12 protein-coding genes and 1 pseudogene are annotated in these 13,823 nt (G+C 56.4%); 12 read left to right on the plus strand and 1 reads right to left on the minus strand.

All coding sequences use genetic code 11. The features are described from left to right. Nucleotides 1–6: 6 nt before the first annotated feature. The 10 genes and pseudogenes from ECL_RS09215 (at nt 7) to ECL_RS09265 (ending at nt 9,632) form a co-directional block, all read left to right on the plus strand. Nucleotides 7–1,026 (plus strand): LLM class flavin-dependent oxidoreductase, encoded by a 1,020-nt coding sequence (locus ECL_RS09215; RefSeq protein WP_013096493.1) that lies wholly within the window; start codon nt 7–9, stop codon nt 1,024–1,026. Next, entirely contained in the window at nt 1,005–2,126 is a 1,122-nt protein-coding gene (locus ECL_RS09220) for an amidohydrolase (protein WP_013096494.1), read from the plus strand. Before ECL_RS09215 ends, ECL_RS09220 begins: the two co-directional genes overlap by 22 nt. Nucleotides 2,127–2,142: 16 nt before the next feature. Further along, a pseudogene (locus ECL_RS27730) lies at nt 2,143–4,405 on the plus strand (NtaA/DmoA family FMN-dependent monooxygenase). Nucleotides 4,406–4,414: 9 nt separating this feature from the next. Further along, entirely contained in the window at nt 4,415–4,924 is a 510-nt protein-coding gene (locus tag ECL_RS09235) for a GNAT family N-acetyltransferase (protein WP_013096497.1), read from the plus strand. Between the two features lie 9 nt (nt 4,925–4,933). Continuing rightward, nucleotides 4,934–5,872, plus strand: coding sequence for an amino acid ABC transporter permease (locus ECL_RS09240; protein ID WP_013096498.1), 939 nt, complete (start codon nt 4,934–4,936; stop codon nt 5,870–5,872). Beyond that, nucleotides 5,856–6,629: an amino acid ABC transporter ATP-binding protein gene (locus ECL_RS09245; protein ID WP_013096499.1), complete on the plus strand. Its 774-nt coding sequence runs from the start codon at nt 5,856–5,858 to the stop codon at nt 6,627–6,629. Before ECL_RS09240 ends, ECL_RS09245 begins: the two co-directional genes overlap by 17 nt. Before the next feature lie 9 nt (nt 6,630–6,638). Next, complete coding sequence (locus ECL_RS09250) at nt 6,639–7,526, plus strand: ABC transporter substrate-binding protein (RefSeq protein WP_013096500.1); 888 nt, start codon at nt 6,639–6,641, stop codon at nt 7,524–7,526. A gap of 41 nt (nt 7,527–7,567) precedes the next feature. Further along, nucleotides 7,568–8,185 carry a glutathione S-transferase family protein gene (locus tag ECL_RS09255; protein ID WP_013096501.1) on the plus strand — a complete coding sequence of 206 codons (618 nt, stop codon included), beginning with the start codon at nt 7,568–7,570 and terminating at the stop codon, nt 8,183–8,185. A gap of 37 nt (nt 8,186–8,222) precedes the next feature. Continuing rightward, nucleotides 8,223–8,453, plus strand: a complete 231-nt coding sequence (gene pptA, locus ECL_RS09260) for a tautomerase PptA (RefSeq protein ID WP_013096502.1) — start codon at nt 8,223–8,225, stop codon at nt 8,451–8,453. Nucleotides 8,454–8,630: 177 nt separating this feature from the next. After that, nucleotides 8,631–9,632: a Kdo(2)-lipid IV(A) acyltransferase gene (locus tag ECL_RS09265; RefSeq protein ID WP_013096503.1), complete on the plus strand. Its 1,002-nt coding sequence runs from the start codon at nt 8,631–8,633 to the stop codon at nt 9,630–9,632. Between the two features lie 37 nt (nt 9,633–9,669). Here the strand turns inward: ECL_RS09265 and ECL_RS09270 are convergent, their stop codons facing one another. Beyond that, on the minus strand, nt 9,670–11,355 hold the full coding sequence (locus ECL_RS09270; protein ID WP_013096504.1) for an NAD-dependent malic enzyme: 1,686 nt from the start codon (nt 11,353–11,355) through the stop codon (nt 9,670–9,672). 377 nt (nt 11,356–11,732) lie between these two features. On the opposite strand from ECL_RS09270, the gene ECL_RS09275 reads away from it, so the two are divergent. Next, on the plus strand, nt 11,733–13,061 hold the full coding sequence (locus ECL_RS09275; RefSeq protein WP_013096505.1) for a 2-hydroxycarboxylate transporter family protein: 1,329 nt from the start codon (nt 11,733–11,735) through the stop codon (nt 13,059–13,061). A gap of 121 nt (nt 13,062–13,182) precedes the next feature. Beyond that, nucleotides 13,183–13,815 carry an ECs1377 family protein gene (locus ECL_RS09280; protein WP_013096506.1) on the plus strand — a complete coding sequence of 211 codons (633 nt, stop codon included), beginning with the start codon at nt 13,183–13,185 and terminating at the stop codon, nt 13,813–13,815. Nucleotides 13,816–13,823: the final 8 nt, after the last annotated feature.

Consider the following 13,823-nt stretch of genomic DNA (forward strand, 5'->3'; position numbering starts at 1 on the left):
CGCAACATGTCCTGGCGAATCAGCATTCTGGATAAAAGCCCCATCGCTGAAAATGAAACAGCCGCCGATGCGCTGGCGCGAACCCTGGCGCTGGCGCAACAGGCGGAAACTCTCGGTTATCACCGTTTCTGGATTGCCGAACACCACAACACCCCACAGTTGGCCAGCCCCTCGCCGGAGTTATTGATTGCCTGGATCCTCGGGCAGACAACGCGTATCCGCGTGGGATCGGGCGGCGTCATGCTGCAACACTACAGCCCGTATAAAGTTGCAGAAAACTTCAATCTCCTGGCTGCCCTGGCTCCCGGACGCGTGGATCTGGGCGTTGGAAAAGCGCCTGGCGGTCTGCCGCTCTCCACCCGCGCGTTGCAACGCGGTCTGAATCAGCAGGAAAAGGGCAGCTTTGCCGAACAGCTGGCGCAGCTCGATAGCTGGATCCGTCCTGAAAATCAGTCCGCGGAGGAGGCGGTGCGCGCCACGCCGTTGCCGCCGGTTCCGGCGCAAGGATTTCTGCTGGGGGCGAGTGTCGAAAGTGCTCTGCTGGCCGCAAAGCTCAACTGGCATTTTGTCTTTGCTGCTCACCTGAATGGCGATCCCGACCTGCTGCGCGAGGTCATCACCACCTGGCGTGAACACAGCGCCCGGGAGGTGATTGTGGCGGTGCAGGTCATTGTGGCGGACTCTCAGGCCCAGGCGCACTCGCTGGCACAAAAGGTTGAAGTCTGGGGCGTGGAGCTGGCAAACGGCCAGCGCGTTACGGTGGCCAGCGAAGAGCAAGCCTATGCGTTTGCGCGTCAGGCAGGCAGCGAGCCGCTGCGTATAGCGCGTCGCGCGCAGTCGCTGGTGGCCGGGACCGCTGAGTCGGTACTGGCACAACTGGACGCTCTGCATCACCAGTGGGGGATTGACGAATTCATTATCGACACACCGGTTGCGGACGGCGCCGCGCGCGTGCAGTCCCTGCGTCTGCTGGCGCAGGCGCGACTTAACAGGGAGGTTAACGTATGCGTTTTGGCGAACAACTGATTGCCTGGCGTCGTGAGCTGCACCAGCACCCGGAGCTGTCGGGCCATGAGGTGGAAACAACCGCCCGTTTGCACCAGTGGCTGACCCATGCCGGTATTACACCGCTACCTTATGACTTGCCTACCGGGCTGGTGGCGGAGATCGGCACCGGCAACAAACTGATTGCCCTGCGGGCGGACATTGATGCCTTACCGATCGAAGAGCGCAGCGGGGTGGCGTTTAGCTCGCAGCGTGCGGGAGTCATGCACACCTGCGGTCATGACATCCACACCAGCGTGATCCTCGGGGCGGCATTAAAACTAAAAGAACGTGAAGCGTTGCTCAACGGCCGCGTGCGGATCCTGTTCCAGCCTGCCGAAGAGAACTTTGGCGGTGCGAAGAGCATGGTGCGGGCCGGGGCGTTACGTGACGTCAGCGCCATCTTCGGGATGCACAACGAGCCGGGGTTGCCGGTGGGTGAATTTGCCACCCGCGGCGGGCCGTTCTATGCCAACGTCGATCGGTTTGTGATCCGCATTACCGGCAAAGGTGCTCATGCCGCACGGCCTCATGAAGGCAACGACGCGATTGTGCTGGCAAGCCAGCTTGTTACCGCGTTGCAGAGCGTCGCCAGTCGCAACGTGAATACGCTGGATTCCGTTGTGCTGAGCGTAACGCGCATTGCGGGCGGCAATACCTGGAACGTCCTGCCGGAAAGCGTTGAGCTGGAAGGGACGCTGCGCACGCATCGCACGGAAGTTCAGCAGAACGTCAAAGCGCGCGTCGGTGAAATCGCTGCCGGATTCGCCAGCGCCTTCAGTGCCCGGATTGATATCACCTGGTATGCCGGGCCGACTGCGCTGGTCAATGACGAGCATTGGGCGGCGTTTGCCACCTCGGTTGCCCGGGAAGCGGGGTATGAAACGCAGCATGCCGAGTTGCATATGGGCGGAGAGGATTTTGCAGTCTATCTGCAGCAGATCCCCGGCGCGTTTGTCAGCATTGGCAGCAATAGCCCGTATGGTTTACATCACCCGGCCTTTAATCCGGACGAAGCATTAATTGAGCCGGCTGCCCGTTATTTTGCACAGCTTGCGGAAAAAGCCCTGCAACACGTTTAATTCAGAAGAGGTGAATATGTCTGCAATCCGACAATTGCGGCTGGGGACCATTTTGCACGGTGCTTCCGGGAATATGTCCGCCTGGCGCCATCCTGCGGCGGTCGCCGATGCCAGTATTAATTTTGATTTCGTCAAAGCGACGGCGTTAAAAGCAGAGGAGGGCAAGCTCGACTTTTTATTCGTAGCCGATGGCCTCTACATAAATGAGAAATCGATCCCGCATTTTTTAAATCGCTTTGAGCCGTTAACGGTGCTCTCCGCGCTGGCGAGCATTACCTCGCGTCTGGGGCTGGTGGGCACGTTATCCACCTCCTACAGCGAACCTTTTACCGTGGCGCGCCAGTTTGCCAGCCTGGATCATCTCAGCAACGGCCGTGCGGGCTGGAACGTCGTGACCTCGCCGCTGGAAGGGTCGGCCAGGAACTTCTCGCGTGAAAAACACCCCGAGCACGCGCTGCGCTACCGCATTGCGGATGAGTATCTCGATGTGGTGAAAGGGCTGTGGGACTCGTGGGAAGGCGATGCCTTTGTGCGCAACAAAGAGAGTGGTCAGTTTTTTGACCCCGCCAAACTGCATACCCTGGATCACCGGGGTGATTTCTTCCAGGTCGCCGGGCCGCTCAATATTGGTCGCACGCCGCAGGGACGTCCGATTGTGTTCCAGGCGGGCGCATCGGACGACGGTAAAAAGCTGGCTGCGAAGCATGCCGATGCGATCTTCACCCACCATGAAACTCTCGAAGAAGCACAAGCGTTCTACCGCGATGTGAAGCAGCAGCTGGAAAACAACGGTCGTCGTGCCTCTGATTTGCACATCTTCCAGGGCGTGAGCGTCATTGTCGGAAAAGATGCCGAAGATGTGGAAAACCAGTACCAGACCACCGCGGCGCTGGTGTCGGTTAAGGATGCGCTCAATTATCTCGGACGCTATTTCGAACATCACGATTTCAGCCAGTATCCGCTCGACGAGCCGTTCCCGGACCTCGGCTATCTGGGAAAAAACAGCTTCCGCAGTACCACGGATGAGATAAAGCGCAATGCCCGCGAACGTCAGCTGACGCTGCGTCAGGTCGCGCTGGAAGCGGCCTCACCACGCCCCCGTTTTTCCGGTACGCCGGAGCAGGTGGCGGACGGCCTGCAGGCGTGGTTCGACGGCTATGCAGCCGACGGCTTCATCATCCAGGGCGGGACGCCAGATACCTTCCCGCGCTTTGTTGACCAGGTGGTGCCGGTGCTACAGGCCCGCGGCCTGTTTCGCACTGACTACCCCGGGACCACGCTGCGCGACAGCCTGGGCCTGGACGAACCCAAAAATCAGTTCACACAACAATAAAAGAGAACCCGCTATGCAGAAACCATCGCTTATTCTGGCGCTCGCGCTGGCCTTTACCCCTGCCGTCTGGGCAGAGAATGTGAACATTAACGGCACCGGCGTGAGTATTGAGGCCAACAAAACGCCGATCAATACCGCCAAAAACGGCGATGCCATCGCGCAGTTGCCGAAAGATTATCGCTTTGCCGTGCCGGGGAAATTCACCGTCGCGGTGGCGGGCCTCAATCAACCGCCGCTGACGGTTTTCTCGGATGACAACAAAACGCTTCTGGGAAGCGAAGTTGACGTGGCCCGTCTGGTGGCGGACAGCCTCGGGCTGGAGCTGAACGTGGTGCCAACCTCCTGGGAGGACTGGCCGCTGGGGGTGGCCTCCGGGAAATACGATGCGGCGATCAGCAACATCACCGTGACTAAAGCGCGTAAGGAGAAGTTTGATTTCGCCACCTACCGTAAGGATTCGCTCGGTTTTTATGTGAAATCAACCAGTTCAATCACATCCCTGCAGAAGGCGGAGGACATTGCCGGGCTGCGGATTATTGTGGGCTCAGGCACTAACCAGGAGGCCATCCTGCTGGCATGGAACGCCGAAAACCTTAAGAAGGGACTGAAACCGTTTACCCCGGTCTACACCAAAGATGATGCGGCACAAACGCTGGCGCTCCAGTCCGGGCGTGCGGATGCGTATTTTGGCCCAAACGTGATTGGCGCGTGGAAAGCGGCGCTGACCGGTAAAACCAAACTGGTGGGAAGCGTTGACGGCGGCTGGCCGAAGGCGGCGCATATCGCGGTGACGCTGAAAAAAGGCAGCGGCCTGGTGGAACCGGTGCAGACCGCGCTTAATGGCGTGATCAAAAACGGCGATTACGACAAAGTGCTGAACCGCTGGGGAGAAGGGGTGGAACGCATCCCGCAGTCGGAAGTCAACCCGGCCGGTCTGGGTGATTAAGGAGGCGTTATGAGCGAACAATTTCGTGACGTTTCGCCGGAAGATGCCGATCTTCAGCCCATCATCAATGGGCTGTTCGGTGAATACGCTGCCCGCTACGGTGACTATTTTTCGAAAGATGCTGAGGTCGAGCTCACCGAGTGGTATCTGGCGCCGCAGGGGCTGTTTATCGTCCTGGAGCGTGACGGGAAGATTATTGCCACCGGGGCGTACAAACCCTTCGACGAACGCACCGCAGAAATCAAACGCATCTGGACGGACAAAAGCCTGCGTCAGCAGGGGCTTGCGGGGCGCGTGGTGCAGGAGCTGGAGCGCCGGGCGGTGCTGGCAGGCTACAGCCAGATCTACCTGACCACCGGTTTTCGCCAGCCGGAAGCGGTACGGCTCTATCTTAGCCAGGGTTACCAGCCGCAGTTCGATCTCAACCGCGATCCGGAAGAGTACAGCCAGCCCCCGTTTGATGGTCGGTTGCGTTTCACCAAAACGCTGGTTCGTGAAGCGTTAAGTAAAACCGCATGAGGTACGATGATGAGCAACGTTGAAACCATAAAAGTGGTCCCGGCGCGTTATCCGCTACGGGCCGTCGGTGCCGTGGTGGCGCTGTTTGTCCTGGCGGTCGTTGTCCAGTCCGTCGCCTTTAACCCGCGCTGGGAGTGGTCTGTGTTTGCCCGCTGGTTCTTCGACCCGGTGATCCTTGAAGGCGTCGGCCAGACATTACTGCTGACGCTGATCGGCACCGCGCTGAGCGTGATTTTGGGCGGTATGCTGGCGCTGGCGAGACTCTCGTCATCCTGGCTGCTGAGCAGCCTGGCCTGGGGCTATATCTGGCTGTTTCGCTCGCTGCCCCTGATTGTAGTGCTGATCATCCTTTATAACTTTTCCTATCTCTACGACACGCTCTCGCTCGGGGTGCCGTTCACCGGCATGACCTGGGGCAGCTTTGAAACCATCAATGTGCTGGGGCAATTCTCTACCGCCGTTGTCGGGCTAACGCTGGTGCAGAGCGCCTATACCGCGGAGATCATTCGCGGGGGCTTCCTCGGCGTGGATCATGGTCAGTATGAAGCGGCCGCTGCGCTGGGGCTACCGGCCTGGCGTCGTACGGTGCGGATCATTCTGCCTCAGGCGCTGCGCACCATACTGCCGTCCGGGTTTAACGAAATCATCAGTCTCGCGAAGGGGACGGCGATGGTTTACGTGCTGGCCATGCCGGAGCTGTTCTACACCATCCAGATGATTTACAACCGCACGCAGGAGGTGATCCCGCTGCTGATGGTAGGTGCCGCCTGGTACCTGGTGATTACCACCGTGTTGTCCGCTATCCAGTATGGTGTTGAGCGGGGACTGGCCCGCAGCGAACGTCGCTCGGCGGTGAATCAGAACCGTACCCTCAGCCGTACCCGTACCCGTTCCCGTTCCGTCACCACCACGCCCGCACAGGAGCCCGTCCATGCAAGCCTCTCATGAAGGACATATTTCCATTACCGGCGTCAGTAAATTCTTTGGTCGCCATAAAGCGCTCGATAACGTGTCGCTTGAGATCCCACCGGGATCCGTCACGGTGATCCTCGGACCGTCCGGCTCCGGTAAATCGACCCTGCTGCGCACCATCAACCACCTTGAGCGCGTCGACGAAGGGTTTATTCAGATTGACGGGGATTACATCGGCTATCGCCGTCGGGGTGACAAACTCTACGAGTTAAAAGAGAAAGAGATCCTCAAACAGCGCGTCAATGTGGGTTATGTGTTCCAGAACTTTAATCTCTTCCCGCATCTCACGGTGCTGGAAAACCTGATTGAAGCGCCTGTCGCCCATAAAAAACTGAGCAAAAAAGAGGCCGTTGAGCAGGCGTATAGCCTGCTGGATGTGGTGGGGCTGCGTGATAAAGCGGATGCCTGGTCGCGCCATCTCTCTGGCGGGCAGCAGCAGCGCATCGCCATTGCCCGCGCGCTGGCGCTGCGTCCGCGAGTCATGCTGTTTGATGAACCCACCTCGGCGCTAGACCCGGAGCTGGTTGGCGAAGTGCTGGATGTCATCAAGAAACTCGCCCGTTCCGGCACCACGCTGGTGGTGGTCACCCATGAGATCGGTTTCGCCAGAGAAGTAGCGGATCAGGTGGTGTTTATGGTCGACGGTAAAATTGTGGAGCAGGGCAGCAGCGACGAGGTGCTGAACCGGCCATCGCACGCGCGAACGCGCCAGTTCCTTGCACGAGTCCTGTAAGGAGTACCCATGAAATATGGACTTCTGGCAGGGCTGGCCTTTACCGCCGCCAGCCATGCCAGTATTAATTTAAAAGCCAACGAGCTGCCGCTGCCGGTGACGGTGGATCAGCAGGCGGTGGCGAAGATCCCCGCTCATTACAAATTTGTCGAGCCGGGAACCCTCACGGTGGCCATTTCTGCGCTTAACTCACCGCCGCTGGCCCTGCTTGCCAGCGACAACCGTACGCGAATCGGCAGCGATCCGGATATCGCACGGCTGCTGGCAGGCAGCCTGGGGCTAAAACTGAAGCTCGTTCCCACCGCCTGGGAAGACTGGCCGCTGGGGATCACTTCCGGGCGCTATGACGTGGCGCTGGTGAACATTGCGGTGACCGAACAGCGCAAAGAGAAGTTTGATTTTGCAACCTATCGCGTCGATTCGCTGGCGTTTACGGTGAAATCCACCAGTCCGGTGCAGGCGATTAACGGTCCTGAAGATCTTGCGGGTAAAAAGGTTATTGTCGGATCCGGCACCAATCAGGAGCGCATCCTGTTAGGCTGGAACGAGGAGAATAAAAAGGCCGGGCGTGAGCCCGCGCTGCCGGTGTACCTGACGGATGATGCCTCGGGCAATCTTTATATTCAGTCCGGGCGGGCGGATGTGTTCTTTGGACCACAGTCGGTCGCGGCATATAAAGCCGCGCTGACCGGTAAAACGCGCGTTGTCGGGCTGGGCCCGAAAAAAGCGTATGTCGCCACGACCACCAAAAAAGGCAATCAACTGGTCTACGCCCTGCAGGCCGCGCTGGACGGCGCGATCACGCGCGGGGAGTATCAGAAGGTGCTGGCGCGCTGGGGAGAGCAGGGCGAAGCGGTGACACACTCGGAGGTTAACCCGCCTGGGATCACGTATTAATTGTGCTCTACACTTAGGATTTTCACTCCTGAGAGGGCAACATGATCAAACTTTATGGTGCACCCGGCTGGGGCTCGGCAATCAGCGAAGTGATGCTGACTCTGGCAGACATCCCTTACGAGTTTATTAATGTGGACGGGTTTGATGCGCCCGGTCCGCAGCGCGAATTGCTGCAAAGACTCAATCCATTGTGCCAGGTGCCGACGCTGGCGCTGGAAAATGGCGCAATCATGACCGAAACAGCCGCCATCGCCCTGATGGTGCTCGACAGGTGTCCCGATCTGGCGCCGCCCGTCGGACAGGCAGAACGTCAGCAATTTCAGCGCTTGCTTATCTGGTTTGTCGCGAACGTCTATCCGACCTTTACCTATGCCGATTATCCCGAACGCTGGGTGCCTGACGCACCGGAACAACTGAAGAAAAATTGTATCGAATACCGCAAATCCCTCTATTTGTGGTTCGATAGCCAGCTCAAAGCGGCCCCGTTTGCGCTGGGTGAACAGCTTACGCTACTCGACGTCTATATTGCGGTCGCACGTACCTGGGGGCCACGGCATGCGTGGTTTGCCGAGAATACGCCAAAGATAACGGCCATTGCAGACGCCGTGTGTCAGCTTCCTGAACTGCACAAGGTGTTAAAGGCAAATGGCATTATCTGATAACGTGTAAACCTGATTCATAACAGGAAGCCTGCACATGCCACATGTAGATATCAAATGTTTTCCCCGGGATTTAAACGACGAACAAAAAAACGCGCTGGCGGCTGATATTGCCGAGGTGATAATTCGTCATTTCAACAGTAAAGACAGTTCAGTGTCGGTGGCGTTAAACCAGGTTAATCCTGAAGACTGGAAAGCGCAGGTCTGGGACAGCGAAATTGGCCCGAAGCTGGATTCGTTGATTAAAAAGCCCGGCTATTCGATGTAATTTTATTTGCCGGGCAGCGGCCTCGTTGACCCGGCATTTAAGTTTCTCCCGACATTTCGCAAAAATCGATAATACGATCCTGTGACGTTTCCGTTACACTTTCCCTCTCTAAAACTTTCACGAAATCATCTGGTAAGCACAGCAGTTGCGTTAAATTCAGTACAGGATAATTTTCTCATGACAAAATTACCTCAGTTCTCACTCGCCTTTTTTCATCCTCGTTACTGGCTCAGCTGGACAGGCATTGCAGCGCTCTGGTGCATTGTGCAGCTCCCGTATCCCCTTTTATTAAGAATCGGACACGGGCTTGGTCGTCTGGCCATGCGTTTGCTTCCCCGTCGTGTGGACATCGCTCGCCGCAACCTTGAGCTCTGTTTTCCCGACATGAAAAAGGATGAGCGCGAAAAGCTACTGCAGCGTAATTTTGAATCGGTTGGCATGGGCGTCATCGAAACCGGGATCGCCTGGTTCTGGCCTGACTGGCGTGTGCGTAAATGTTTCAGCGTCAGCGGATATGAATATATGGAAGAGGCCCGGGCGCGCGGAAATGGCGTGGTGCTCATCGGTATGCATTTTCTCACGCTTGAACTGGGGGCGAGGATCTTTGGCATGCTCAACCCGGGTGTCGGTGTTTATCGCCCTAACAATAATGCGCTGCTGGACTGGCTGCAGACGCGCGGCCGTCTGCGCTCAAATAAAACCATGCTGGATCGCTACGACCTGAAGGGCATGATCCGCGCCCTGAAGCAGAATGACATTCTCTGGTACGCCCCGGATCACGACTACGGCAAAACCAACAGCGTGTTTGTACCGTTCTTTGCGGTTCCTGATGCCGCGACAACCGCCGGAAGTTATATGCTGGTGAAGAGTGCCAGACCGGCGGTGATCCCGTTCGTTCCACGCAGAAAGGCAGACGGCAGCGGTTACGAACTGATTATTCTTGAAGATATCGGCGAAACGCTGCATGGCGGTGATAAAGCGTCGGTAGCCACGCAAATGAACAGGGCGATTGAGCGCGCGGTGCTGATGGCGCCGGAGCAATATATGTGGTTGCACCGACGCTTCAAAACCCGTCCTGAAGGCCAGCCGGACAGATATGCGCGCAAAAAAAGCGTGGTCACTTCCAACAGTACTGTATCTACAGGCGACATGCCTGAACAGTCAGGCATTCAGCACTAAAGTATGCCCTCACCGTAACGTGAGGGCAGGCTGACGGCTACAGCGCAGCCCTGCGGTACGGCGCATAATCTGCTTGCCACCAGGTCTCTTCAATCCGCGCCAGCAATATCTCATCCTCCATGGCTGGCGCAACACCTTGCTCAATGGCCGCTCTGGCGACGGCAAACGCGATATGGCGTGACACCGTTTCTATATGATCCACCGGCGGCAATAATCCACCTTTTTCGGTTGTCACCAGCGGCGACTGCGCGGCCAGGCTGCGGCTTGCCGCCATCAGCATCTCCTCGGTGACCCGGCGTGCATGGCAGGCCAGAATACCCAGCCCCAGCCCGGGGAATACATAGGCGTTATTACACTGGGCAATATCGTACTGCTCGCCCTGCCAGAACACCGGCGCAAACGGGCTGCCGGTGGCGACGAGCGCGGCGCCCTGTGTCCAGGCAATGAGATCCTGCGGTTGCGCCTCCGCGCGGGATGTGGGGTTAGAAAGCGGCATAATCACCGGACGCGGGCAGTGGCGATGCATCTCTTTCACAATCTCTTCGCTGAAGAGGCCCGGCTGGCCTGAGACCCCAATCATTACCGTCGGATGCGCGTTTTTAACCACGTCCAGCAGCGAAATATTGTTCGACTCAACCTGCCAGTCGCGGATCGCCTCGCGCGCCGTGAGCAGGTTTTTCTGGAAGTCGAGGAGGTTGGTCATATCGTCAGTCAGCAGGCCAAAGCGATCGACCATAAAGACCCGACTGCGGGCTTCGGCTTCGGTTAGCCCGTCATCCATCATCAGCGCCACGATTTTTTCGGCAATGCCGCAACCGGCGGATCCGCTCCCCAGGAAGACCACGCGCTGATCGCGAACACGGGTCCCGGCAGCATGGGCGGCAGCAATCAGCGTGCCCGCGGTCACGGCGGCGGTACCCTGGATATCGTCGTTGAAACAGCACAGCTGGTCGCGGTAGCGCTGCAGCAGTCTGGTGGCGTTTTTCTGCGCGAAATCCTCAAACTGCAGCAATACATTGGGCCAGCGCTGCTTCACGGTACTGATAAACATGTCCATAAACTCGGCGTACTGATCGTCGCTGATGCGTGGGTGACGCCAGCCCATATACATGGGATCGTCCAGATGCTGCTGATTATTGGTACCGACATCGAGCATAATCGGCAGGGTAGACGCCGGGTGGATCCCACCACAGGCGGTATATAACGAGAGTTTTCCAATGGGTATTCCCATCCCACCAATTCCCTGATCGCCCAGCCCCAGAATACGCTCTCCGTCGGTCACGACGATGACGCGAATATCATTGCGTGAGAAGCTTTGCAGCATTTCATCAATACGGTGACGATTGGGCCAGGAAATAAACAGCCCACGCGCGCGGCGATAAATAGTTGAGAAGTGTTCGCACGCTTCTCCTACCGTGGGGGTATAGATAATGGGTAACGTCTCTTTCAGGTGCGAACGCAGCAGGTTGTAAAACAGCGTCTCATTAGTATCCTGGATATTACGCAGATAAACGTGGCGGGAAATATCGCTTTTAAAATGACAGAATTGTACCCAGGCGCGTTCGGTTTGTTCCTCGATGGTTTCAACGTTGTGTGGCAACAAACCGTGCAGATTAAAGTTATCACGTTCTTCTTTAATAAATGCGAGCCCTTTATTTAATAACGGATTTTCCAGTAATACGGCGCCGCTATAAGGGGTATACAGTACTTCTTTGCGAGACATGAATGACTCCTGAATTTCAATAATCGGATAAGGTTCAGTTGCAGGCGCAGGTTTATTTATGTCTTTGGTTTCGCGCTAATCTAGCGGTTAAGGATCAGAGGCGTAGTGATAACGGTCACAGTCTTTCTGGTTTAATTAATTTCAAAACACCGATGCGGCGATTAAAAACTTTAGTTACGAAAAGATGAATTAAGTTATTTAAAAACAAATTCTCGTGCTGTTCACATTTCCGGCGAAATCGCCATGCTAATTTCTCGGTGAACCATTTTTATAAATGGCAATTTGAATACGATTAAATATTAAAGCTTTATTAAATACAGGCTAATTACGATTTATTCCTGTTTATTGATATCCGAACCTACTAATCCGGTGATTATATGAAAGATAATTCTGTAACCACGTCTCCAGTCGCTTCACGTTTTGCTTTTGGGTTGAGCAATGCTGAAGTTGGCGCGGTCCCGTTGATGCTGTTTGTCGGTATCGCGGCCATTGTGGCCACCTCCGCGTGGGCGGGGCTGCTGCCGAAAAACATGATCGGTGGACTCGCGGTGATCATGACGCTCGGTTTCGCCTTTGCCAAAATTGGCCGACAAATCCCGCTGCTGAAAGATATTGGTGGCCCGGCAATATTGTGCCTGATGCTGCCCTCGGTGCTGGTCTATTTTGGCGTATTCGAGAAACACACCCTGGATACGGTTCACCTGTTGATGAAAGAGGCCAATTTGCTCTATTTCGTCATCGCCTGTCTGGTGGTGGGGAGCATTTTGGGGATGAACCGCGTGCTGTTGATCCAGGGGATGATCCGCATGTTCGTTCCACTGGTGGTGGGTACCCTGATGGCCGTGCTGACCGGCTTACTCGTTGGTTCGCTGTTTGGCTATACGCCGTATCACACCTTCTTCTTCATCATCGTACCGATTATCGGCGGAGGGATTGGTGAGGGGATTTTACCGTTGTCGCTGGCCTATTCGGCGATACTGGGTCAGGCACCTGACGTCTACGTGGCGCAACTGGCACCCGCCGCCGTAGTGGGGAATATCTTTGCCATTATTTGTGCGGGTACGCTGGCGCGCCTCGGGGCAAAACGTCCCTCGCTTTCAGGCAATGGCATGTTAACCCGCAGCAAAGATGACACAAGCCTGTTTGCCAGCGCGCAGAGCGTACAGCAGACGGATTTCCATCTGATGGGGGGCGGGTTGCTGATGGTGTGTGCGTTTTTTATCGTTGGCGGACTGTTTGAGAAGCTGATGCATATTCCCGGCCCGGTATTGATGATCCTCATCGCCGTGCTGTGCAAATACTTCAAGGTGATCCCGGCCTCCATGGAGCAGGGCGCGCACAGCTGCTATAAATTCGTCTCCGCTGCGCTGGTCTGGCCGTTGATGATTGGTCTTGGCATGCTGTACGTGCCGCTCGAGAGCGTGGTGTCGGTCTTTTCGGTGGGATACGTGGTGGTGTGCGGTTCGATCGTCATCGCAATGGCGCTGAGCGGCTATTTTATTGCGTCGCGCCTGAATATGTACCCGGTGGAAGCGGCGATTGTCACCTGCTGTCATAGCGGGCTGGGCGGGACAGGGGATGTGGCAATTCTTTCCGCGTCTAACCGCATGTCGCTGATGCCGTTTGCCCAGATTGCGACCCGCATTGGCGGTGCATCGACGGTGATTTTCGCCACGCTTTTGATGGGCTGGTTAATGGCGCACTGATCCCGGATGTCAGAAGACTGAATCGCAACGACATTTTCAGCACGCCGTTGCGGTTCAGTTCTTTATAAATATCACTGCGCTGGATAGAATTACCGCATTCACAGCGACGGGAAACCGCACGATGACCGGAAGAGTTGATTACCAGATTGAAAAATTTCTCTTTACCGAAGCCGCCGAACCGGAACGTCTGACGCGCCAGTGGGCGGAGGTACTGGAAGAGTGTCGGGAGCAACAGGCCGGTGCAGAAGAACGTCTTCGTCTGGCGCTGCTGAATGTGGATTACGTCACCAGCTTTGAGCTTCCTTTCCGGTTACTCCTCACCCGCGCCCCGCAGTTAATTGACGGCCTCAGAAAAGAGCTTCAACTCAGCCAAAAAAATGTGCTTTTTAACGGCAAGCGCTTCGGCTGTGTTTATAGCCTGAAAATGAATCTGGACGGGATCCCCGATGAATTTAACTACCACCTGAAAACGCGTATCCAGCGCAGTGATAGCGAAGGGGGGAGCGAAGTGCCGTACCGGCAAATCGCCCAGCAGGTGAAAGCGCCCCGTGAGCGATTAAAGTTAGCGCTGGAAAACGGGCTCGCGGTAACCGCACTCGACGGGCTTTTCTGGTTCGGCATTCAGCGCATCGCGGCCGATGTGCAACGGTTGCGCAAAACGGGGATGAGAATAACCACCTCCGGGACCGAGGTCTTTGATACGCTGACCAGGACCCGACGGCAGATCCCGGTCTATCGTCAGGAGAAAGCGTAGCGTTGCCA

The organism is Enterobacter cloacae subsp. cloacae ATCC 13047, from assembly GCF_000025565.1.
Taxonomy (GTDB): domain Bacteria; phylum Pseudomonadota; class Gammaproteobacteria; order Enterobacterales; family Enterobacteriaceae; genus Enterobacter; species Enterobacter cloacae.